Annotated in this window: 21 protein-coding genes; 7 read left to right on the top strand and 14 right to left on the bottom strand. The window is 58.6% G+C overall.

Annotation, left to right across the window (positions count from 1 at the left end; translation table 11 throughout):
* Positions 1-179: 179 nt before the first annotated feature.
* The 3 genes from IB238_RS21675 to IB238_RS21665 all read right to left on the bottom strand — a co-directional run bounded on the left by IB238_RS21675 (position 180) and on the right by IB238_RS21665 (position 4,441).
* Positions 180-1,565, bottom strand: coding sequence for a phenylacetate--CoA ligase family protein (locus IB238_RS21675; protein WP_192252041.1), 1,386 nt, complete (start codon positions 1,563-1,565; stop codon positions 180-182).
* Positions 1,558-3,114 carry a lipopolysaccharide biosynthesis protein gene (locus tag IB238_RS21670; protein ID WP_192252039.1) on the bottom strand — a complete coding sequence of 519 codons (1,557 nt, stop codon included), beginning with the start codon at positions 3,112-3,114 and terminating at the stop codon, positions 1,558-1,560. Before IB238_RS21670 ends, IB238_RS21675 begins: the two co-directional genes overlap by 8 nt.
* Before the next feature lie 169 nt (positions 3,115-3,283).
* Positions 3,284-4,441, bottom strand: coding sequence for a CapA family protein (locus tag IB238_RS21665; protein WP_192252036.1), 1,158 nt, complete (start codon positions 4,439-4,441; stop codon positions 3,284-3,286).
* Positions 4,442-5,542: 1,101 nt separating this feature from the next.
* Here IB238_RS21665 and IB238_RS21660 point away from each other — a divergent pair.
* The 4 genes from IB238_RS21660 (at position 5,543) to hpaR (ending at position 9,243) form a co-directional block, all read left to right on the top strand.
* Positions 5,543-6,196 (top strand): helix-turn-helix transcriptional regulator, encoded by a 654-nt coding sequence (locus tag IB238_RS21660; RefSeq protein WP_192252020.1) that lies wholly within the window; start codon positions 5,543-5,545, stop codon positions 6,194-6,196.
* Positions 6,197-6,255: 59 nt separating this feature from the next.
* Positions 6,256-7,266 carry a GNAT family N-acetyltransferase gene (locus IB238_RS21655; RefSeq protein WP_192252017.1) on the top strand — a complete coding sequence of 337 codons (1,011 nt, stop codon included), beginning with the start codon at positions 6,256-6,258 and terminating at the stop codon, positions 7,264-7,266.
* Positions 7,267-7,351: 85 nt separating this feature from the next.
* Complete coding sequence (locus IB238_RS21650; RefSeq protein WP_192252014.1) at positions 7,352-8,278, top strand: hypothetical protein; 927 nt, start codon at positions 7,352-7,354, stop codon at positions 8,276-8,278.
* A gap of 365 nt (positions 8,279-8,643) precedes the next feature.
* A complete protein-coding gene (hpaR, locus tag IB238_RS21645) occupies positions 8,644-9,243 on the top strand; it encodes a homoprotocatechuate degradation operon regulator HpaR (protein WP_348648280.1) in 600 nt (199 codons plus the stop codon).
* Between the two features lie 119 nt (positions 9,244-9,362).
* Here the strand turns inward: hpaR and IB238_RS21640 are convergent, their stop codons facing one another.
* The 6 genes from IB238_RS21640 to IB238_RS21615 form a co-directional block, all read right to left on the bottom strand.
* Positions 9,363-9,761: a 5-carboxymethyl-2-hydroxymuconate Delta-isomerase gene (locus IB238_RS21640; protein WP_192252011.1), complete on the bottom strand. Its 399-nt coding sequence runs from the start codon at positions 9,759-9,761 to the stop codon at positions 9,363-9,365.
* Positions 9,762-9,780: 19 nt separating this feature from the next.
* The gene (locus IB238_RS21635; protein ID WP_192252008.1) at positions 9,781-10,938 is read right to left on the bottom strand and encodes an alanine--glyoxylate aminotransferase family protein; all 1,158 of its coding nucleotides are present in this window, start codon (positions 10,936-10,938) and stop codon (positions 9,781-9,783) included.
* Between the two features lie 31 nt (positions 10,939-10,969).
* A complete protein-coding gene (locus IB238_RS21630) occupies positions 10,970-11,725 on the bottom strand; it encodes an amino acid ABC transporter ATP-binding protein (protein ID WP_192252005.1) in 756 nt (251 codons plus the stop codon).
* Positions 11,722-12,819 carry an amino acid ABC transporter permease gene (locus tag IB238_RS21625; protein WP_192252002.1) on the bottom strand — a complete coding sequence of 366 codons (1,098 nt, stop codon included), beginning with the start codon at positions 12,817-12,819 and terminating at the stop codon, positions 11,722-11,724. The genes IB238_RS21630 and IB238_RS21625 overlap by 4 nt, the downstream gene beginning before the upstream one ends.
* Positions 12,816-14,000: an ABC transporter permease subunit gene (locus tag IB238_RS21620; RefSeq protein ID WP_192251999.1), complete on the bottom strand. Its 1,185-nt coding sequence runs from the start codon at positions 13,998-14,000 to the stop codon at positions 12,816-12,818. Before IB238_RS21620 ends, IB238_RS21625 begins: the two co-directional genes overlap by 4 nt.
* Positions 14,001-14,096: 96 nt before the next feature.
* Positions 14,097-15,131 carry an amino acid ABC transporter substrate-binding protein gene (locus IB238_RS21615; RefSeq protein ID WP_192251997.1) on the bottom strand — a complete coding sequence of 345 codons (1,035 nt, stop codon included), beginning with the start codon at positions 15,129-15,131 and terminating at the stop codon, positions 14,097-14,099.
* Between the two features lie 227 nt (positions 15,132-15,358).
* Here IB238_RS21615 and IB238_RS21610 point away from each other — a divergent pair, with 227 nt between their 5' ends.
* From IB238_RS21610 to IB238_RS21600, 3 genes are read left to right on the top strand one after another with little or no spacing between them, the layout of a single operon-like run.
* Positions 15,359-16,219 (top strand): fumarylacetoacetate hydrolase family protein, encoded by an 861-nt coding sequence (locus IB238_RS21610; protein WP_192251994.1) that lies wholly within the window; start codon positions 15,359-15,361, stop codon positions 16,217-16,219.
* The gene (hpaH, locus tag IB238_RS21605) at positions 16,216-17,013 is read left to right on the top strand and encodes a 2-oxo-hept-4-ene-1,7-dioate hydratase (protein WP_192251979.1); all 798 of its coding nucleotides are present in this window, start codon (positions 16,216-16,218) and stop codon (positions 17,011-17,013) included. Before IB238_RS21610 ends, hpaH begins: the two co-directional genes overlap by 4 nt.
* An 8-nt stretch (positions 17,014-17,021) precedes the next feature.
* On the top strand, positions 17,022-17,789 hold the full coding sequence (locus tag IB238_RS21600; RefSeq protein ID WP_192251976.1) for an HpcH/HpaI aldolase/citrate lyase family protein: 768 nt from the start codon (positions 17,022-17,024) through the stop codon (positions 17,787-17,789).
* A 185-nt stretch (positions 17,790-17,974) separates the two neighbouring features.
* On the opposite strand, the gene IB238_RS21595 is transcribed toward IB238_RS21600, so the two are convergent.
* The 5 genes from IB238_RS21595 to IB238_RS21575 form a co-directional block, all read right to left on the bottom strand.
* Positions 17,975-18,406 carry a calcium-binding protein gene (locus tag IB238_RS21595; protein ID WP_210333672.1) on the bottom strand — a complete coding sequence of 144 codons (432 nt, stop codon included), beginning with the start codon at positions 18,404-18,406 and terminating at the stop codon, positions 17,975-17,977.
* 258 nt (positions 18,407-18,664) lie between these two features.
* Positions 18,665-20,407, bottom strand: coding sequence for a TRAP transporter large permease subunit (locus IB238_RS21590; RefSeq protein ID WP_192251970.1), 1,743 nt, complete (start codon positions 20,405-20,407; stop codon positions 18,665-18,667).
* On the bottom strand, positions 20,404-21,072 hold the full coding sequence (locus tag IB238_RS21585) for a TRAP transporter small permease subunit (RefSeq protein ID WP_192251968.1): 669 nt from the start codon (positions 21,070-21,072) through the stop codon (positions 20,404-20,406). The genes IB238_RS21590 and IB238_RS21585 overlap by 4 nt, the downstream gene beginning before the upstream one ends.
* A 76-nt stretch (positions 21,073-21,148) precedes the next feature.
* Complete coding sequence (locus IB238_RS21580; protein WP_192251965.1) at positions 21,149-22,291, bottom strand: TRAP transporter substrate-binding protein; 1,143 nt, start codon at positions 22,289-22,291, stop codon at positions 21,149-21,151.
* A 544-nt stretch (positions 22,292-22,835) separates the two neighbouring features.
* A complete protein-coding gene (locus IB238_RS21575) occupies positions 22,836-23,273 on the bottom strand; it encodes an Lrp/AsnC family transcriptional regulator (RefSeq protein WP_192251962.1) in 438 nt (145 codons plus the stop codon).
* Positions 23,274-23,300 lie beyond the last annotated feature (27 nt).

Genomic DNA, 23,300 nt, shown 5'->3' with positions numbered 1-23,300 from the left:
CTCTGCACGGAAAGCCACCCACGGCGCATGAACAAGCGGAATACCAACCCCACTGTGCCAACGGAGGCGGCATGACAAGAGCGATTTCATTCGGTGGAGACTTGGCGGCGACGTTACCTAGAAGTTCGGAGGAAAGGAGCGGCTTCCGCTTCGACGCCGTCAACGCGACCTTCAGGGATTTATTGAATAGCAGGTGTGCCGTGTGACGGCCGAGGAACGAGCGATACCGTATAACGGTACTTGCCTGAGGCCAGCTTCGGAATGGCGTCGACGAACTCGAAGGTCACCTGACATGCGGATCCCGTAACGCGCTGCAGCGAACTACGGATCTCCTCCAGAGTACCCTCCGGCGGCGGCGCGGATAGGACCATCTTAACCAGGATCATGTTATAGTCTTGCTGGATGATCTGGGTCTTCCTCAGCCAGCCAGAGTTATGCACAACTCCGACGAAATGTATGAAGAAGTTTCCGGGGATGGTCGAGCCGTCCTCGCGCACAAAGGCGTCCGTTATGCGTCCAGTTACTGTCGCCAGCCTTTCGAGGGAGGGCGTCGGGGTTGTGACCGCATCTCCGACCACCGCGCGGTCGCCGATCCGGTAGCGAATAATCGGCATGGCATAGTTGGTCAGGCATGTGACCAACAGGTCACCTTCCTCACCCGGGCCACACGGCTCACCTGCGTCATCTACGACCTCAACGAAGTGGGTATAGGTGAAAACCTCCATCCCTGCTCCGGCTTCGCGCTCACCGGCCAAGTTGCCGACTTCTCGTGAACCATATCGATTTAGTACCGGGCAGTTGAAGGCACGCGTGACTTCTTCGCGAATGAAGGGATAGAGTGTGCCGGCGCTCGTGACGACGCTCCTGACGGGGGGGAGTTTGATACGCTCGGCATTGATGTAGCGCGCAAGCTCGTAGATGCTCTCGGAATAAGCTTCGATGATGACAGGGCGCACGCGCTGAATTACTCTTGCGTAGTTTTGCATGCGCTGTCTGCTTAGATCGAAGGAGTTGAGGAACGCTCGGTTCCGCATGAAGTTGCTAAGTTTGTTGCGCCATCCTACGGTACCGAACAGTACGTCGCGGTCCGACCCCCAAAGCTTGACGAACGGCTCTCCGGGGACCTTTCCCGCCCAAGAATAGTGCATCTCGGTCGCTGCCTGCCCCATGTCATCGTAGTAGCGGTCCTGCAGCAATGACACCGGCTCTCCACTGCTTCCGCCCGAACTGTTCTTATGCCACGCCCTCAAGGGGAGATCATCGCTCTTCAGCAGTTCGAATTTCGCGCGCAACATGTCCCTGGTAAGCTCCGGCACGTGCCGAAAGCGTTCGAGATCCACGTGATCGCCGTGCACCACGCCAGTCATTGTCAGCACATCGCGGTAATGCGGCACGTTGCGGGCAGCGTGCAACAACAGCTGCGAAAGCCGTTCCCGCTGTGCCTCTCGCTGCCTTGCGATCGGCCAGCTATAGAATTCGCTTAGGAATGAACTATAGCGGGGGATCGGATTGTGGGAGATCCGTGCGTCGTATACTGTCAAGATCGGTGCACGCCAGTTAAGCATGTAATCTCCGATCCAGGACGCTCCACAGCAGATCCCGATCCGAACGGCTCAAGCTCCAAGTATAGGCACCGATACTATACACGACAGCAATCGCTGTCGCCATTGCGCCGAGAGTCAGCCAACTCGCCGGCCACCAAAGCTGTGAAATGAGCCTGCCGGCGCAGCCGATAGCTAACGTGCCGAGTGCCCCGGCTGTCAAAGGCGCATAGAACGACCACCAGGAAAGACGCAACAGAACCGCGCAGTAGCAGGACAAGAACAGACAATTCTTAACCGTCCACACGATGGCCGCGGCTGCCGCGATCCCGGCTACTCCCCATCCGCTCCAGCGTGCAAGCACTATCGCCAAGCCGATGTTCGCGAAGCCGAGGGCGAGCGTGAGCAACCCTTGCACTTTGACCTTGTTGTACGCCGTCACAACGTACAAAAGCGGCCTGATCGCCAGGTTGACGGCCAAATGGCCAACGAGAAGGATCAGCAGCACGTCCAGTTGAGCAAACTGGGGACCAAGCCACAGATGCAGCAAAGGCCCGGCAAATCCGCACAGCAGGCCAACCGGCAGGGCTAGTGCTATCCCAAGGAGCTTGACGGAATGACAAGCGATCCGCCGCATTCCCTCGATGTCGTCTACGGCGTAGCGCGCCATTATTGCCGGACTTAACACAGCGACGACGGCCTCCGTGAGCATATGTATCATAGCAGGGAAGAGCAACACGGCGCCGTATCGGCCGGTCATCTCGGCGCCGAACATGGCGTTTACGATCAGGAGGTCCACCTGCATCAGCAGGAGTGCGCCGCTCTGGTTGACAGCTGACCAGCCGCCCAAACTCGCAAGTGCCCGAAATCGATGACGGTCGATAGCGCGGTAATTGAGATGCAACTCCGGCGTCAAGCGTCTCCAGACGACTATGTCGCCCGCAAGCCCGATCATGGCGGCGATGATGAAAGCCGCCGCGACTTGCCAGAGGGTTGCCGGCCAGACCATGAAACAAAGCGCTATGATGCCCATGCGGGTCAGCATCGTCAGTGAGTTCACGATGTTTCGCAGGTCGAAGCGATGTCTGATCACGCTCGAAACACCGAAATTGCTGCTCAGAATTGCCACGAGGAACGCAGCGCAAACGCTTGCAAACAGAAACTGGCTCGCAGGCTCCAGCCCGGCCGGAACATTGAACAGCACCGGCAGGAAATAGGTCAGAATACCTACCAACACCAACAGGGCGCTACAAGCAATTATCGAAAGCGCCAGGGCCGTGTTGAAAGTTCGGTTGGCGCTGGCGTCGTCGCCTTGATTGAGGTCTATCGCCAGAAAACGAGTATTCGAGACGTTCAGGCTGGTTCCGACCAACGCTCCATACATCACAAGGGAGTTTGCTAGCGCAATCATCCCGTACGCTGCCACGCCGAGATGACTTACCAGAAACGGAACATACCACAGCATGAGCACTGTGTTCAGAACGATGTAGCAAACATTGAAAGCCACATTGCTGACGAAGCGAACTTTCGCGACGTCAGTTATAGACTTACGGGTGATGCCGGCATTCGACATGATTCCCACCCTGCTGCCTCGTTGGACCACTGTCCTGGGCCAAAGGAAGCTATCCAAACGTCCGTGACACAGCACGGCGCGTATGGGGCGCCAAGATCGGAGCAAAATCCATATCTTGAGTTTGACGCGCAAAACCGGATCCCGCAAGTCATTTCAAGTCTGACACGTGTCAAGTGATGAAAGTATCGAAGCGCCGTTTAGCCTCGGCTTCAAGCACCGTCACCGAAGCTTCACGATGCGAAACGCACCTCAACGCGTTTAACCCACCTAGCAACGATTTGCTGGGAAACATAGGTATCGGCCAAACGCCGCGCTGGGCCATCCCCTCCTGAAATTCCGAGATCAAGTTGTTCTTCCGCAGGTACATGTGTCGTTGCTGGAGACAAAACTCCTCCCAAAGCCTGCCAAGATGAGCTGCATCTGCGAGAGCCATGTTGAGATTGTCGAGACAGGAGAACTCACGTTGAGATTCTTGCTTAGAAAGCATGCTAACGCCAGAGTTTGGCGAGTAGCAGTGAACAATCGGCTCACCAATAATTCTGTTATGCTCGACATCTAGAAGAAGGGATGCCGCCATTCCCGTATTCCAGTCACCAGACTTGCTGGGCCAATAGAAAAGAAAGTTCCCAAGCCCATAGAATATTGGTTTGTTCTTGTAGGTCTCATATGCACTTATCACGTGTGTATGATGATATATAACAGCATCTGCGCCAAAATCGGCATATAGGCGGGCCCTTTTAATTCGCTCCGGAGAAGGCAGCGGAAAATATTCCGAACCCCCGTGAATTATAACAATTACGAAGTCAGATACGGTCTTTTCTTCTATTATCCAGTAATAAAGCGACGAAATATCTTCTTTCACCACACCCGCGCGCCCCGCCTCCACGACGCCAAATTCTTGCTCCGCGACATTTATTAGCGAAGCAGAAGTCCCTTGTGCGACGTAGCGAAGCCGATGAGGCGCTTCCGCCCCTTTCATTCCCGCACCCAGATGCTCGATATTGTTCTCACCGAGGGCACCCAATGTGTCCTCAAGTCCGGAGATGCCGAAATCCATCATGTGATTATTAGCGAGCGTTGCCACGCCCAATCCGCTCTGAGCTATAACGGGCAGGAGATCCTTATTCCCCCTGAGCGCAGGGCCTACCTTCTTTTCACTCTTCTTTTTTGAAGTTATTGGTGACTCGAGATTGAAGATATTCAGGTCTGCCGCACTCAAAAACCTTCTCGTAGAGCAAGAAAAAATGGCCGAAGAGCCAGGCTGTCTTGCAAGCTCGTTGATGGGGTCCGTCAGCACGAGATCGCCGAGTACATTGATTTTGATCATCGAATAGCCCCGCGTTTAGTAGACACCCTCGGCCCCCATGTTCTGCTGCTCGAAATCGTGAGACAGCATTCCATTCCTAACGTGGCTGCGTTTTGGGTTGTAGAGCGTCTCGATCTGGTCGGACATCACTTTGCACCCTTGGCGAAGTACGCGGCAGCTTTTTTAAGTTGTCGAAACGCTCAGGCGCCGACCAGCGTTCCGTACATGACAAGGGTATTTGCTAGCGCAATCATCCGCGCGCGGCGACGCCGAGGTGACTTACCAGAAACGGAACATACCACAGCATGAGCACTGTATTCAGAACGATGTAGCAAGCATTGGAAGCCACATTGCTGACGAAGCGAACTCTCGCGACGTCAGTCATAGACTTACGGGTGATGCCGGCTTTCGACATGATCCCCACCCCGCTGCCTCGTTGGGCCACCGCCGAGGCCAACGCAAGCACTCCAAGCATCCATGATACAGCGCGCGGTACGTACGGGACGCCAAGATCGCAATAAAAAATCTATATCTTGAGTTTGACGCGCAAATCCGGATCCCGCAAGTCATTTCAAGTCTGAGAGCCCAACGGAAAACTATGTCGGGTGATTTCAGAAGGTTATATTTCTCCACGGTTTGCGAAGGCAGCGGAGGATCGGTTGACCGGACCGAAATCACCCCAGAGCACATGACCGACGAAACCAGCACCACGCAAACGATTGTGGACTGACTTGAACCAGCTCAATCTGAAGTTACAAAGGACACACACAAAAGCCAACTTCCCCCACATCCTGGGGCCGAGGCAGCACCACGGTTCAATCCGTGTCCGTCACACGGCCTAAAGAGTCGTGACATCCCACAAATTGCACTGGGAGCTATTCGACATCTCGCCACGACGTAATACTTAAGGGGTATTTGACCGCATTTATAAAAAATAGTACATCTTCAGTTTACTGCAAAATCAGCAAGGAAATATTTCCGCCGGAAGATAATCATGGCGCTGAAAGTGTGACTCTGCGTAAATAACGGGCAGGCAAAAGGACTGCCCCGGCGCATCCTTCGCTGCCTGCCGCGAAGTGGAAAGAATTGGCAACTACTGATGGTAGACCTGAGGTTGGAAAAATGGAATCCTCCAGTCGTAATGCCGGCAGTTGGGCGGTAAGACCGCACGCGGCTCTCGGTCAGCACGATGGCGCTCTAGATACCGCCGCAGCAACTCAACAGTCGGGCGCCAGAGCGGAAACCATTCCGCACTCGGTTCAGCGGATGATGAATCGTATCGGTTGTGGCTACGTCGCCCTGAATAGAAACAAGAGAGTAGTAGAGTGGAATGCCAGCACACGAGCTGTTCTAGGCATCGCCGACACACCGGATCAGATCTCCGCAGGGCTACGGCGATTGATTGGTGGCTGGGAGAACGTTCTGCCCGGCTCGATCTTGTGGGTAGTCATGTCCTTCCGTGAAGGGCGTCCCGTGATGTTCAGCGAGCGAGCAGAGGGCGTCTCGGACGGCGTGAGTATAGTCGCGCTGCTCGACCGAACCGTTCGGCCGGAACCGAATCCGCTGACATTGCAGGAAATCTTTGGTTTGACGAGCGCCGAGACCCGCCTTGCTATCGAGATCGCGCGCGGAGGCGCTCCCTTGGAGATCGCTCGAAGCCATCGCCTTAGCCGGACGACGATCCGCTCCCAACTGGCTTCGCTTTTCGCAAAAACGGAGACAAACCGCCAGGCCGAGCTTGTCGCGTTGCTGGACCGCATCTCCGTCTTACCCTGAATTATCCTGAATCAATGAGGCACAACAAATCCGGAGGGCAAAATCCGGAGGGCAGCCGGATGAAACTGGAAAGAGAAGTCTATGCCGACGTCAATTGGCCGCTCCTTGATTCTTTCCGGGACCGAACTTTCTCGCAGCGAAAGGCGTGGATTGATTTCGTTTGCGAGACCCAATCCGGGGAACCGGTTGTGGCTCGAATTGACAACGCCGGCGTGACCGTCGGGTTTTTTGTAGGCGTGCTCATCCGGCGGATGGGTTTCCGAATACTGGGAAGCCCATTCCCAGGCTGGACGACCCCGTACATGGGATTCAACCTGCGGCATGACGCGTCCAGAACCGATGCAGTCGACGCGCTCATCCCCTTCGTTTTTTCTGAGCTAGGCTGCCAGCATCTGGAAATCTCGGATCCCTATCTGGTCGGCGAGCACTTCAGAGATGGCAGAGTCAAAGCGCAACTCGTCCGAACCTTTCGATCAAACCTTCTAAAGACAGAGGACGAGCTTTTCGCCAGTATGGACGGAGGAGCATGCAGGAACTGCATCAGGAAAGCTGCGAGGTCCGGAGTCGTCATCGAGGAAGCTGCACCGGATGGATTTGCGGCAGAGTACTTCAGTCAGTTGGAAGACGTCTTCGCCAAGCAGAATATGCGGCCAACATATGGCATGGATCGCGTAGAGGCTCTTATCAGACACGTCTACCCGACCGGAGACCTCCTTCTCTTGCGCGCGCGTAATTCAGATGGGCAGAGCATTGCCACAGGTATATTTCCTGGATTTAACGATATTTCCTATTTCTGGGGAAACGCTAGCCTTCGTGAACATCAGATCGTGCGACCGAATGAGCCCATGCTTTGGTATGCAATGAAGTACTGGAAGCGCCGTGGTGTGCATTGGTACTACTGGGGCGGCGACGGAGCCTACAAGAAAAAATATGGTGGCGACCCGATAATCTACCCGCAGTTTAGGGCATCGTCGAGCGTTGTTATATCGATGCTTCGAGATGTTGGGAGAACATTGTACTATGCACCCCGTGATTGGAATCGCCGGATCTTCAAATCGAGATCGGGTTGACCGTTCGATCTCCTTGTACCGCGTTGCCGATGGCAGGAATGACCTTAGTCGTGGACGATGATTTCGAGGGCATAAGGAGACCTGAATGGAGAAGCTATGCTGGCCAGACGGAAAGTCCTTCGCGTTCACGGTGTTCGACGACACTGACCGTGCAACTCCCGGGAACTTTGAGAAGGTTTATGACTGCCTGCGCGATAACGGCCTTCGCACGACCAAGTCTGTTTGGCCAATTCGCGGCCCCCAAACTTCAAGACTAGGCGGGGCTACCTGTGAGGACCCAGTTTATTTGGAGTATATCCGTGAACTTCTCCGCGATGGATTTGAGATAGGCTTCCACGGTGCAACCTACCACAGTTCAGAGCGAGCCACTATCGCGCACGGCCTTGAATACTTCCACGAGTTGTTCGGCAGCTACCCTCGAACCATGGCTAATCATGCGGAATCCGCCGAGAACATTTATTGGGGAGATGCTCGGCTGAGTGGGATCAGGAGGCAAGCATATCGGCTTCTTCACTTCAAAAGGCTCCGTTTCTATGGTCATTGTGAAAAAAGCCCTTACTTTTGGGGGGATCTTTGCCGCGATCGTATAGATTATGTGCGCAACTTCACTACCGGGGATATAAATACATTGAAGGCCTATCCTTGCATGCCATATTACGATCCGCAGCGGCCTTTTGTGAAGCAATGGTTCTCATCGTCTGAGGGACCGAATGTCCATTCGTTTCTTCGCGTCATATCGGAAGCAAACCAAGATCGCCTGGAGGCTGAGGCCGGCGCCTGCATCATGTACACGCATTTCGCAGCTGGTTTCCAGGATACGAACGGAAATCTCAATCAGCGATTCAGGGAACTTATAAGACGTCTTGCCTCGAAGAATGGCTGGTTCGCACCAGTCGCCACGTTCCTCGACTATGTTCGGCAACAGCGTGGCGAGCACGTCATTGACGCAGCGGAGCGTGCCAGGATGGAACGCGAATGGATCAAGCACAAGATTTGGACTGGAACATCGTAGGATGTGCGACGAGGCGGACCAGACTATGCCACCCGACGAGGTGGTCGTGTGCTTGGCGGACGTAAGAATTGGCTGTGGCGCGCCGTCGACCAAAGCGAAGCGGGCCGAAAGCTCTGCCTGGCGATCACATAGCATTTCTGCTCAATCCCAATCGGTAAAGGCAACGCCACCCTCGCGTTCTTCGGGCGCATAGGTCGCATGGTCATTCACGGATCAATTTGTCGCGCAGAATCCCCACAAGATTTTCTTTCAACTTATTGAATAGCATTGATAAATTCGATTTCAACGGGTACTGTTACTGCGCGGGCCTTGCCCCAGGTTCGGGTGCGTCGTTCGATGATAGTGGATTCAAACAGGCAGACGTCATGAAGCATCATGCTTCCAAAACCAAGAAAGCACGAACGGAGCATCGGCCGATGAAAAGGCATCAAGACCATGCTGAAGCGCGGAAGGAACCGCCCGAGGACAATCGTTCGACTCCCGAAAGTGATCTGCGCGACTTTTCGACGTCGCTTCCCATGTCCCTCTTGCGCGCCCGGGAAGCGGTAATGCGCCATTTCCGAATGTCGCTGCGCGAACACCATGTCACCGAACAGCAATGGCGGGTAATGCGGGCGATCAGCTCGGCCGGAGAGGCCGATGTCAACGATTTGGTTCGCCTGACTTTCCTGCTCGGCCCAAGCCTGTCGCGAATCCTGCGCACGCTGGATGCATCTGGACACATCAAGCGCCGTACCGATGAGGATGATCAACGCCGAAGTGTGTTGTCTCTCACCGAAAAGGGCCAGGAACTCATCCGCCAGCACACGCCTCAGTCAGCGCAAATATATCAAAGGATAGCCGAGGCCTATGGAGAGCAAAGGCTGAAACTGCTCCAGACCATGCTGGCGGAGCTGGAAACATCCATGAACAGCTTCAACATCTTGCCGGACACGGAATACGCTGCAGGCGATGTCATCCGGTGAGCATATAGCTGCCGTCACCGAAATGCTCCGATGCCGGCACCTCAACTCAAAGACAGAGCGCAGGTTCAGGGTCTGCACTCTGTCTCTCGTGAAAGTTTATGGGCAGTGGCTAACCGGCTTCAGCCCGCCGCGCGCATCTTCAGATAGTCGCGATAGTTGCTGGTCTTGAGATTGACGGCGCCGTCGCTTTCTTCCATTTGGACCGAAAGGCCCAATGGTCTGCGCGCCATCAGGTCCGCTAGGTGTTCCTTCACATTCGCGAAAACTCTTTCGCCCGCAGCTTTTCGGTCAGCCTCGCTTCGTCCGGATGCGATGCGCAGCAAAACATGCACGAAGGCGTTGTCGGGATGACCGTCGACGATCAGATAGTTGTCGACGCGAACGCCGCGCGTTCGTGCACCGGCAAAAGGAAAGATGCTTCCGTCATCGATCAACGCCTTCTGCACGTTTTCGAGCAGTTGCGGCACATCAATCTCTTTTTCGATGTTGGCGGAGTATTCGACCCAGATATGGGGCATGTTCAATGTCCTCTGATGTTCAGCGATTGGCGGAAAGGGCGGCGGCGACCGCGGCGTCCGGATCGCAGGAATGGCCGAGCGCCTGCAGGGACCGGCCGAGATAGAGCAGATCCGTCATCACATCGCCGATGGAAAACGCCCCCATGGTGCCGATGCGGATGACCCGGCCCTGTAGCTTGTTGCGGGCCCCGGCGATGGCGGTGTTGTAGGTTTCCAGCATGTACTTGACGACATCGCCGCCCTTGATGGCTTCTGGCAGTCCACCCACCACCACCGTAGGCGAGTAGCAGGCAGGGTCGCCGAAGGCTTCCAGGCCAAGTGCCACGAAACCGGCGCGCATAGCTTTCGACAGGCGAAGATGACGCGCATAGACCCGCTCGATGCCCTCTTCATGCATGAGGCGCAACGCCGCATGCAGGCTCTGCACGAGCGAGACTGCCGCCGTGAAGGCCGTCTCGTTCTGATCGACGACCGGTAACGCCTTGCGCAGATCCCAGTAGAAACGCGGGCAGCGATCGTCTCGCTCCACCACGGCGCGCGCCTTTGCGCTCAGGCTGAGCAGGCCAAGGCCGGGCGGACACATCAGGGCCTTCTGCGAGCCGGTGGCGATGACGTCAACGCCCCAGTCGTCCTGGCGCATCTCCGCGCCGCCGATGCCGCTGACACTGTCGACCACCAGAAGCGCCGACGTTTTGGCGGTAACGTCGCCCAGGGCACGCAGGTCCGCCAGCGCGCCGGTCGAGCTTTCGTTATGAACGACGAGGACAGCGCGATAGTCGCCACCGCCCAGACGCCGGCGCACCGCTTCCGGGTCCGGCGCCTTACCCCATTCGATGTCGAGTACATCGACCTCGGCACCAAGGGCGCCCGCGATCTTGGCGAAACGTTCGCTGAACTGGCCATTGACGCAGGCAAGGACCTTCTCGCCGGGCGCCAGAACGTTGACGAGCGCCGCCTCCATCGCACCGGTGCCGGAACTGGATTGCAGGATCACCGGCTGTGTGGTCCCGAAGAGCGGGCGCAGCATCTCCTGCACCTCACCCAGAATGACACGCATTTCCGCGCCGCGATGATTGATGATCGGTCGCGACCCAGCCAGCCGCACCGCTTCGGGAATGGCGGTCGGGCCGGGAAGTCTCAGGCGATAGGGAAATTCGGTCTGGGGAAGCGCTGTCATGTCGGACACTCTTTGGATTGGCTCTCGGCCTTCAGTGAATGATCTGCTGGAGGAACTGCCGCGCCCTCTCGGTCTGCGGGGCGGTGAAGAAGGCGTCGGGGTCTGCCACTTCGGTGATCTGGCCCTGACAGACGAAGACCACCCGGTCGGCGACCGCGCGGGCGAAGCCCATTTCATGGGTCACGCAGACCATGGTCATGCCGGTTTGGGCGAGTTCCGTCATGACATCGAGCACTTCCTTCACCATTTCCGGATCGAGCGCCGAGGTTGGCTCGTCGAAGAGCATCACCTCGGGCTCCATCGCCAAAGCCCGCGCGATGGCGACGCGCTGTTGCTGGCCGCCGGAAAGCTGATTGGGATATTTGTGTGCGTGCTCGGCGATATGAACGCGCTTCAGAAGATCGAGCGCGGCGGCTTCGGCATCCGCCTTGCGCTTGTGGCGCAGCTTGATCGGTCCGAGTGTCAGGTTCTGCAGAACGGTCATATGAGGAAAGAGGTTGAAGGACTGAAACACCATGCCGACGCGCTGGCGGATCTTCTCGATCCCCGCACCGTCATGGCGCACCAGATCGCTGCCCACGCGGATTTCGCCGCGCTCATACCCTTCCAGCCCGTTGACGCAGCGGATGATGGTCGACTTTCCCGAACCCGAAGGCCCGCAGATGACGATCTTCTCGCCGGCTGTGACCTCCAGGTTGATACCGTTCAACACCTGAAAACTGCCGTACCATTTGCTGACGTGGCGCAGGTTGAGCAGGGGGGCTTGCTGCGAAGGCTTGCCTGTCATCGTTGATCCGCTTTCTTCAGTTTGGTTTCGATGCTGCGGCTGTACAGCGACAGCGAGAAGCTCATGAGCCAGAACACCACCCCGACGACGAAATAGCCTTCCGTCTGGGAGCCGGCCCAGTTCGGGTCCGAAGCGCCGGCGGTGACGATGTTGAGCAGATCGAACAGCCCCACGACCATGACCAGCGTGGTGTTCTTCAGGAGCGAGATCGTGGTGTTCATGATACCGGGGATGACCTTGCTCACCGCCTGCGGCAGGACGATGTAGACCATCGTCCGCCAGAACCCGAGACCGATGGCCTTGGCGGCCTCGTATTGTCCCTTCGGAATGGCTTGCAGCCCCCCGCGAATGACCTCGCCCATATAGGCGGCTTCGTAGAAGATGATGCCCACAACGGCGAGCGCCAGCGCATTGGGTTTCATACCGGTCGGCAGGAAGAAGGGAAGCATCACGATAGCCATGAACAGAACCGTGACGAAAGGCACGCCCCGGCAGAATTCGATGAAGCCGATGCACAGCCAGCGCACGACGGGCATTTCGCTTCGCCGGCCAAGTGCCAGCGCGGCCCCGATCGGCAACGACAACGTGATGCCCGAGACTGCCAGCACGAGGGTCAGCATCAGCCCGCCCCAGCGGTCCGTGGGTACGAAGGGAAGGCCGGCGAAACCGCCAAGCAGCAACCCCGCGCAGAAGAACGGATAGATCAGGATCATGAACGCCCCGATCCAGCGTTTGCCGGGCGTGCCCGGAATGAGCAGCGCCGCGATGCCGGCAGCGAGCGTCGCGAAAGCCATGTTCACGCGATAGCGCTCTGCTTCGGGATAAAAGCCGTAGACGAACTGCGGCCAGCGTTCATGCACGAAGGCCCAGCAAGCTCCGCCTGCGGCGCAGTCGGCACGGCTGGTGCCCGTCCATGTGGCGTCGAACAGCGCCCATGGCACGATGTTCGCGACAATAGCGACAAGCGCCGTCAGCACGACGAGGTTGACGACCAGGGCCCAATGCGTTGGCCACAGATTCGTTCTTGCGAAATCGAGCATCCGGCCTGAGACGGACCGGCCTTCGGTTCTGATGGGGGACAGCACTGCGCTCATCGTTCCACGATCCGGGTCATATGATTGAAGACGTTCAGGAGAACCGTGATGGCCAGACCGATCAGCAGATAGGTCCCCATGGTCATCATCACGATCTCGATCGCGCGGCCGGTCTGGTTCATGGTGATGCCGGTGAACACGCCGACGAGATCGGGGAAACCTATGGCCACGGCAAGGGAGGAGCCCTTGAGAATGTTGAGGTACTGGTTGCCGAGCGGCGGTATAAGGACTCGAAGGGCCTGCGGGATGATGATGTAGCGCAGTGTCTGCGACCAGCCGAAGCCGATGGCTGCTGCCGCCTCCCTCTGGCCGCGATTGACGGCCTCGATGGAAGCCCGGACAAGTTCGGCGATGAAGGCGGCGTTGTATATCGCCATGGCGAAGACGAGCGCGCTGAGCTCCGGTACGAAAACCCATCCGCCGATGAAGTTGAAACCCTTCAGTTGCGGCATGTCGATGGAAAGGGTGCTGCCCGAGAGGAACACGACGGCAACGGGCAGAAGCACCAGTGCGGCCAGAGACGGCAACCACGCATTGAGCGGACGCCCGATCTCGTCGGAGCGGCGTGTGATCGAAACATAGAGCGCAATGGAAGCGGCGATCGCGCAGATTACACTGATCACCCACAAAAGCGGGCGGTCGGAATGGATGGCAGGAATGTAGATGCCGCGATTGGTCAGGAACGCCACGTCGAACAGGCCGGCGGCCTGCTTGGGGCTAGGCATGTTGCGAAGCGCAACATTGTACCACAGCATGATGTGCAGAAGCTGGGGCAGGTTGCGCACGATTTCGACATAGAGAACAGCTGTCTTCGAAAGGGCCCAGGTCGAGGACAAGCGCGCGATGCCGACGATGAAACCGAGGATGGTGGATAGCACTATAGACAGTATCGTGACCAGCAGCGTGTTGGTCAGCCCGACCAGGAACACGCGCATGTAGTTGTCGCTGGCCGAGAACGGGATCAGCGAGAAGGAAATCTCAAAGCCCGCCTCCTGGCGCAGGAAATCGAAGCCCAGCGACAAACCGCGCTGCGCCAGATTGCCCTTCAGATTGCCGAGCGCCACATAACCGACGGTAACCAGCGCAGCGACGATCAGAAGCTGCACCAGCCAGCGCCGCACGGCGGTACTTTCGAGAATGCCACCATACCCAGTCGCGAGAGATGTCGGCTGTCCGGACATGTCTTGATCCCTTTGAATGAACCCTGAGGCGCCCCCGCATAGCGAGGGACCGTGCGCGGGCGGCCGTAGCCGCCCGCGACAGAAGCTATCGACCTATCAGCGGATCAGCGGGGTGTGCAGCAGCCCGCCATTCTTCCACAGCGCATTCAGGCGGCGTTCGAGCTTGACCGGGCTTTCGTCGCCCAGATGGCGGGAGAACATCTCGCCGTAGTTACCGACCGTCTGGATCGTGTTCAGCGCCCAGTCATTGTCGAGGCCGAGCTTAGCGCCGAAGTCGCCGGTCTTGCCGAGCAGGCGCTGCACCTCCGGAGAGGGCGAGGTGTCACGCATCTCGATCGCGTTCTTCGAGGTCACGCCATATTCTTCGGCAGCGATCTGGGCATTGAGCACCCACGCCACCACGTCTTGGAAGCGGTAATCGTCCTGACGCACGACCGGGCCGATCGGCTCCATGGAGATCATCTCCGGCAGCACGACCCACTCATCCGGGTTCGGCATTTTGGAGCGCGCCGCAGCCAGGGCACTCAGAACGTTGGCGTAGACGTCGCAGCGCCCTTCGATCAGGTTCTTCTCGTTCTGGTCGCGCGAATTGGCGGCGACCGGCGTGAAGGAAAGGGAATTGTTGCGGAAGTAGTCCGAAAGGTTCTGCTCGTAGTTGGAGCCGGCCGAAACGCAGATTGAAGCCCCATCAAGCTCCAGCGCGCTTCCCACGCCGAGCGACTTGCGTGCGAGGAAGCCCTGGGAATCGTACAGATAGGCGCCAGCCCAGGAGAGGTTCATCTCGACATCCCGAAGGAAGGTCGCTGTGGCGGTGCGCGCCAGAAGGTCGATGCCTCCGGACTGCAGCGTGGTGAACGCGGTCTTGATGTCGAGGGGGACATACTTGACCTTGTTGGCATCGCCAAGAATGGCCGCGGCCAGACCACGGCAGAAATCCACCTCGAAACCAGCCCAATTACCGCTGGCGTCAAGCGTGCTCATGCCGGTCTGTACGCCAGTGGAAACGCCGCAGTTGAGCTGTCCGCGCGCCTTGATGGCGCCCACAGTGTCCGTCTGCTGCGCATTTGCGCTGCCCGCAATAGCGAAAGCAGCCGTCAGGCCGATGGCAACCCATTGAATTGATTTAAGCATTCCTGTCCTCCCAGATTTTGGCTTCAGGCGTGGAGCTTGCGGCGACCGGTGGTGTGTTCATGAATGATGAACCTGCCCCACCGAACCGCCGCAAGCGATGGCTATTCACAAAGCATATAACATGTTATATATCAAGTTAAATTTAACCCTCGAAGTTGGGCTGAAGCTGCATCGAAATTCCACGGGGCAGCGCGGCGCCAGGCTTCCGGCAATTTCAGGAGTGGAAATTGAACCTCGTCACATTCACGGCAGATGGCCGAAGCTATTGGGGGGCAACCGTCGACGGCGGGGTGCTTGCACTGTCCTGCGACTTTCCGCAATGGGCGACCCTGCGCAACGTAATCGCTGCCGGTGCCGGTGCCGTCGCGCAGGTTCTCGACGCTGCGCGCGGCCGTCAACCCAGCCACGCCGACGGCGCCTACACGCTGCAGATTCCGGTTCCCGATCCAGGCAAGATCATCTGCGTCGGTGTGAACTTCCCCGACCGAAACGCTGAGTACAAGGACGGGCAAGCCGCGCCCACCAACATGTCGCTGTTCCCGCGCTTCGCCAGCAGCTTCACCGGCCACGGTTCGCCTTTGATCCGTCCCGCGGAAAGCGAGCAGCTCGATTACGAAGGCGAGATCGCGATCGTCATCGGCAAGGCCGGCCGCCGTATTCCTCAAGATGAGGCGCTCTCCCACATAGCGGGCCTCACGCTGTGCAACGAGGGCACCATCCGCGACTGGACGCGCCACGCCAAATTCAATGTCACGCAGGGCAAGAACTGGCAATCTTCCGGCAGCATGGGGCCGTGGCTGGTCCCCTTCACCGATGCGGCGCAGATACTCGACATCGGCCTTGTCACGCGCGTCAATGGCGAGGTGCGCCAAGAAGACCGCACCAGCCGCATGCTGTTCCCGGTCGCTCGCCAGATCGCCTACATCTCCACCTTCACCCGGCTGGAGCCGGGCGACATCATCGTAACGGGTACGCCCACCGGCGCAGGCGCAAGGTTCGATCCCCCGATCTGGTTGCGCCCCGGCGACATCGTCGAAATCGAGGCGGAGGGCATCGGCCTGCTGCGCAACGGAGTGGCAGACGAATGACACCGCAGCAGATTCAGGAAGCCGCAGAAGCTCTATTTCAGGCCGAGACCAGCGGTCGCCAGATCGGCCTGCTGTCGCTGCAATATCCGCATCTCGACCTTGAAGGCGCCTATGCGATCCAGGCCGCCCTCATCGACAGCAAGCGCGCGGCCGGGCGCAAGGTGATCGGCTGGAAGATCGGCCTGACCTCGCGCGCCATGCAGCAGGCGCTCAACATCGAAACACCGGATTCCGGCGTTCTCCTCGACGATATGCTGTTCGATGAGGGTATGCGGATCCCTGCCGGGCGTTTCATCCAGCCTCGCATCGAGGCCGAAATCGCCTTTCTCATGAAAGCGCCTCTCAAGGGAGAGCATGTCACCCGAGAGGACGTGCTGGCAGCAACGGAATCCGTGGCACCCAGCCTCGAAATACTCGATACGCGCATCCTGCGGGCAGACCCCACTTCCGGAAAGACGCGGATCATCACCGACACCATCAGCGACAATGCCGCGAATGCCGGCATCGTGCTCGGCAAGCAGCGCCATGCGATCGGCGTCTTCGACCTACGCTGGATCGGAGCGATCGTGAAACGGGACGGCATCGTCGAGGAAACCGGGCTGGGAGCCGGCGTGCTGAACGATCCGGTGACCGGCATACTATGGCTGGTTCACCGACTGGCCCAATATGGCCAGGGCATAGAAGCCGGACAGGTGTTGCTCTCCGGCTCGTTCATCCGCCCGCTTGAGGCCCCGCCCGGCAGCATCTTCGAAGCCGATTTCGGTCCCTTCGGCAGCGTCTCGTTGAAATTCTGAGGTTCTCCATGCCCGCACCCTCCAACCATTTCAAAAACCGCCTCAAGGCAGGAGAATGCCTGCACGGCATTTGGCTCGGCTTTGCCGATCCCTATGCGGCCGAGATGGCCGCCACCGCCGGTTTCGACTGGCTGCTGATCGACGGCGAGCATGCGCCCAACGACGTCCGCTCGATCATGGCGCAGCTTGCCATCCTCGACGGCAAGGAAAGCGCTGCGGTCGTGCGCTTACCGGATGACGATCCGACCCGTATCAAGCAGGCGCTCGATATCGGGGCCCAGAACCTTCTTATCCCGATGGTTGAAAGCGCTGAGCAGGCCGAGCGCTGCATCCGCGCGGCAAACTATCCGCCAAAAGGTTTCCGCGGTGTCGGATCGGCCCTGGCGCGGGCCTCGAAGTTCGGTGGCATCCCCGACTATCTTGCGACGGCCAATGACGAGATACTCGTCCTCCTGCAGGTCGAAAGCAGGCGTGGTCTGGATGCCCTCGACGACATCCTGGCCATTGAGGGCGTCGATGGTGTCTTCATCGGACCGTCGGATCTGGCCGCCGACATGGGCTATCTCGGCAACGTTTCGGCGCCACCGGTGCGTGAGGCGGTGCTGGATGCGCTCCGCCGTATACGGGCCGCCGGCCGCATCGCAGGCGTGTTGTCGGCCGACAGCGCACTCATCGAGGATTGCAAGAACGCCGGCGCCAACTTCGTCGGCGTCGGCATCGATGTCAGCCTGTTCACCAAGGCCTTGAGGACCCTTGCGGCACAGTATCGTTCATAGTTGAAGCCGTTTCGCCACGCACTGTCCGGATCGCCATCGGAACAGTGCGTGGCCTCTCGTCGGTGATCTGCCGCGCGGAGCGCTTCTACTGCGCACAACCTTGAATTCGAGGCGGGCCTTCACCGGCGTGGCACTGAGTCATTTGGATGGACGGCGGCTCATCCCCTGTCGAAACAGAGGAGCACTCACGCCTCAAACCGCATCTTCAGGTTCGCGTTAATCGCAGCAAGGTCGATCACCTCCTTGTCCTTCTGCGAGAAGGCGAAAATCGTGTCCGTCGCTGTGGCCGATGCGCCGTGCCCCTTAACTGATCTGAAGACAAAGCGGCCGCTGCCAGCTCCGCCGTAGAGATCGTCGAAACCGAGCCCGCCGATGAGGCGGTCATTTCCCGCCCCACCCGACAGCACGTCGTTGCCGGCGCCGCCGTCGAGCGTATTGGCCTTTGCCTCGCCCGCAAGTTTATCGGCACGGGAGGAGCCAGTGAGGTTCTCAAGGGAGGGAATAGATGTCGCCCTTGGCGTCGCCATGCGTGCGGGTTGACCGATGGCGCGATCAACGGCAATCGACGCATCCGAGCGTCCGGTCTGGCACGACGCCATCAATTTGCCCCTAAACATCGGCATGCTTCCTTCCGCAAAAGGGAGAGAAACACAAAATGCATGAGATCATCGAAGTCGCCGCGGCACGCGTCGGCGGGCGAATACCGCTTGGCATCATGACACTTCAGCAAGCGCTGAAGATGCCGCATACGGACGAGTTCCGCTATCGTCACATCACCAACCATCACCATCCGGAAAGAGTGATGTCTCGCCAAGAGCTCGAGAAGCTTGCGAGACATCGCGCACCGGTTTTCGTCGCCGCGGACGGCAATGTCTCTAGCCGTAGAGATAGGTCGGAAGCCAGAGTGTCATGCCCGGCCAGACATACATGATGACCATGCAAAGGATGACGATCAGCATATAGGGCATCATGCCGGCGAAGATCTGGTTGAGGGTAACCTGCGGTGGCGAGACGCCCTTGAGATAATAGGCCGACATCGCGACTGGCGGCGACAGGAACGCCGCCTGCAGGTTGACGAAGACGAGGACGCCCCAGAGAACCGGATCGATATCGAAGTGCCTCAGCAACGGCAGGAAAATCGGCACGAAGATGATGATGATCTCCGTCCATTCGAGCGGCCAGCCAAGAAGGAAGATGATCGCCTGCGACAGAATCATGAACTGCAACGGTGTCAGGTCGAGCGCCAGCACCCATTGTTCGACGAGTGCCTGGCCGCCGAGGATGGCGAAGACGGCCGAAAAGAGCGCCGATCCGACGAACAGCCAGCAGACCATCGCCGTCGTCTTCGCGGTCAGGAACACCGCTTCCTTGGTGCGCTTCCAGTTGAGCGTCCGGGCCTGGAACGCCAATAGGAAGGCCCCGGCGGCGCCGACGGCCGCGGACTCCGTCGCTGTCGTGATCCCGAACAGGATCACGGCGAGCACGACGACAGTGAGGATCCCGAGCGGCATGACCGAGGAGACCAGAAGCTTCACGACCTGCAGGCGATCGGCGGTCATGTTGCGGTAGTAGCGGACGAGCACGACCGTAGCGATGGCCGCGATGATGCCGAACGTCACGTAGAAACTCGTTGCCGGCCCATCGACGGCCGCCGGTCCCGCATCGAGCGCCGGCGCGCCGAGTTCCTCCAGCCCTTCCGGCGCTTCTGCCTCGGCGGAGGCCCGCGGATGGATGACGACATACCACCATACGAGCGCCAGCGTGAACGCGGTCAGCGAGAACGGTACCAAGGCGGCGCAGGCATTCTTGGTCAGCTTCCAATAGCTGAGGCGGCCCTCTTCGGTCTCGATCGCCATCGCCCGCGATGGCGAGAACAGCGCGGAAAGCAGCCCGGCTGGCATGTTGCGCGAATAGAGCGCCTCAAAGCTCCTCATCCAGGCGGGTACCGGAACTCTTGTCTGCTCCTCCGGCAAGGCGGGTGCGATCTTCGGATTGATCATCGCCCACCCGAGAATGTAGGCGAGGTAAAGGAGTGCTAGGAAAAAGCCGGGAAACATCGCAGCGGCATAGAGCTTGACGACCGACTGCCCCGCCACTGCCGCGTAGACGATGATCATCACCGATGGCGGGATCAGAATGCCCAGCGTTCCTCCGGCTGTGATGACGCCCGACGCGAGTTTCACGTCATAGCCAGCACGCATCATCGGGTTCATCGCAATAACCCCCATCAGCACCACCACCGCGCCGACGAGGCCGCTCGCAATGCCCCAAAACGTGCAGACGATGAGCGTCGCAACGGCAAGCGACGCGGGCACCCGCCGGAAAGAAAGCTGAATGCTGTAGAACATCTTGTCGACCAGCGCGCCACGCTCCATCACGTAACCCATCAGCACGAAGAGTGGGATGGAGATCAGAACGTCATTGGTCATCGCGCCATAGGTGCGCTGAACCATCAGGTCGAAGACGCGATTGTCGATCCAGTGCTCGGCCGGATTGTAGAAAGCATAAAAGCCGAACAGCATGCCCAGCCCCATCAGAGTGAAGGCGGTCGGAAACCCCATCATGATGACGATCACGATGAGGAACAGCATCGTCAGCCCGAGGAACGGATCGCTCACGTCTCGATGTCTCCCCCCAGGCCGCGTTGCCGCGCCGCCCTGTCGATATCCTGGGCGCGCCCGATCGCGGCTTCGCGCGTCTCCGCGTCTATGTAGTCGCTATGCGCAAGCTGCTCGGCGACGACGTCGATCTCCTCGACATCCTTGAGGCGGCTCGGCCATTCTCCGGTCCTCAGACAGACGATGCAGCGCATGATCTCGGCCAGTCCCTGAAGCATCACGAGGACACCTGCTATCGGAATGACGGTCTTGAAATAGTAGATCGGCGGTCCCTCCGCCGTCACGGTCGAATGCTCGCCGATCCGCCACGAAAGCGCGGCATAGTCGTAGCCCGCGTAAACGAGAGCGGCGACGCCTGGCAGGAAGAAGAAGATGTAGAGGACCAGATCGAGCCCGGCCTGTAGCCGCGGCCTGAACGAGCTGTAGAGAAAGTCACCGCGGACATGGGCGTTCTGCGCCAGTGCATAGGCACCGGCAAGCATAAATAAGGTGCCGTAGAACATGTTGCTGGCGTCGAATATCCACGCAGTCGGCGCGTTCATGATGTAACGCTTGAAGACCTCGACGCAGACGAGCGTCATCAGTCCGATGATCAGCCAGGCCGCGGCCTTTCCGACCCACACGCTGATTGCATCGACCCTGAGCAGAAAATGCTGAACGTTCACGCGCGTGCCCCCAGATGGCGCATATCTTGGTCCGAAGCATCACCGGGATCTCCGCCCGATGATGCCGAACCACGCGTCAGAACTCCTTCGCCACTCCATCCTTGCCGAAATAGTGATCGAACACCAATCTCCGGCCGACGACGTTGTCCTGTTCCCATCGCGTCGCCCGCTCCGCAAAGGCAAGCTGGGACTCGAGGATCTCCTTGAACAGCGGGTTTTCCGCCGCCTTCTTCTTTACAACCTCGTCGTAGACTTCCAATTGCCGCTTGAGGATCGCTTCCGGCGTCTTGTAGAACTTGACCTTGTCGGTCGTCTGCATCTCCACATAATCTTTCGAATAGCGATCGATCGCCTTCCACGCCATGTCCTGCGAAGCGGCCTCGACGGCGTTGGAGATGATTGCCTTCATCTGTTCAGGCAACGAGTCGAATTTTGTCTTGTTGAACATGATTTCGAACTGCTCCGCATTCTGGTGATAGCTTTGCAGCATGCAGATTTTCGAGACGTCCGGGAAACCAAGCACCCGGTCGGACGAGGAGTTGTTGAACTCGGCCGCGTCGAGCAGGCCACGATCCAATGCCGCGACGATTTCACCGCCCGGCAGCGCGTTGACGGCGGCCCCGAGACCCGTAAAGACATCGATCGAAATACCGACAGTGCGGAATTTCAGTCCCTGGAGATCCTCGGCCTTGGCGACCGGTTTCTTGAACCAGCCGAGCGGTTGTGTCGGCATTGGCCCATATGGGAACGAAACGACATTGGCGCCGATGGACTCATAGAGCTTGGCGAGAAGTTCTTTGCCTCCCCCATATTTATGCCACGCCAGAAGCATGTTGGCGTCCATTGCGAAGCCCGGTCCGGAGCCCCAGAGCGCCAATGCTGTCTGCTTGCCGTAGTGGTAGACGAGCACGCCGTGGCCGCCGTCGAGCGTTCCTTGCGAGACCGCGTCGAGCAGGCCGAAGGCGGGCACGACGGCGCCCGCCGGCAACACCTCGATCTTCAGGTCACCGCCGGTCATGTCGTTGACCTTTTGGGCGAAATCAAGCGCGAACTCGTGAAAGATATCCTTGGAGGGCCATGTGCTCTGCCAGCGCATGTTGATCGGCCCTTGAGCCTTGACGACACTCGGTGCGGCGATTACCGCCGCACCCGCGGTGACCGCGCCGCTCAGAAATCTGCGACGCGAGGTTGTTCCCTCAATCTGGGTCCTTCGCTTCATCTCTTCCTCCCGAAACATGGGCTTTTCACCCATTGGCGAGCGGGATAAGAAAAGGTGGCGCGGTCTCCCGCCGGCATCGCGCTCACAATCTATTGTTTCATCTTCAAATTATACTCCTTTATTAGCTTGCGCTACAACTCCATCATCCGCACGACTTATCCTGGGCCAGGCGCCGCACCGCACCGCCGGCCGCGCGATCCGGTACAACCCTTCCGCTTGACCCGATGCCTGACGGGATCGAGCCGCACCTCGCACTGTTGAAGTCCGCCCGCCGAAGGGGCCGAATTGGGCGCTGAGGTGAAGTGGGGTGGATATCGCCTGGCGCCCCCATCGAGCCGAATGTCTTGCGGATAATTCCCGCTGCAGCCACGATTGGACGCACCATTTTCCAGACATCGCCGGCCCGCCTGCAAACCGGGGATCCAAATCGCCAACTTCGATGGCGAGGCCGTATCCTGGACAAAGATGGCCGCCGGTTACAACACGGATCGACCTTGGCTCCTGAATATTATTCGTGCGAAAGCACCCAATTCGATCGAATCGCCTATAGCTTCGCTCGTGTGGAACGGGGCGTGGATAATAGTAGGCTCGTTTCACTCCCAGTGATTCCCGGCACTAGTCGGACTTTGCGTAAGACAGCGTCAAAGTCGGTGAGATTTGAAGCGCTGAGTTCGACCAGAAGGTCCCACCGACCGTTCGTCGTATGGATCTGCGAAATCTCCGGAAAGCCGCCAAGGGTCTTTATCACGCGATCAGTGACGTGGCCTTCAATCTCGACCATCATGACGCCGCGAACGACATCTTCAAGGGCGTCGGCGCGCAGCATCACGGTATAGCCGAGGATCGTCCCGTCCTGCTCCATCCGCTCAATGCGCGCCCTCACGGTTGCGCGGGACGCCCCGCTCTCCAGGGCGAGGTCCGAAACACTCCTGCGACCGTTCCCCCGAAGAAGTGTTACGATCTTCCGATCAAGCTCATCCATTCCAATTTGATCTCCGGGTTTGCCGTT

Origin of the sequence: Rhizobium sp. ARZ01 (assembly GCF_014851675.1) — a bacterium.
Lineage (GTDB): Bacteria > Pseudomonadota > Alphaproteobacteria > Rhizobiales > Rhizobiaceae > Mycoplana.
Note: the sequence above shows the minus strand (reverse complement) of the source record. Positions and strands in the feature narration are given on the sequence as shown.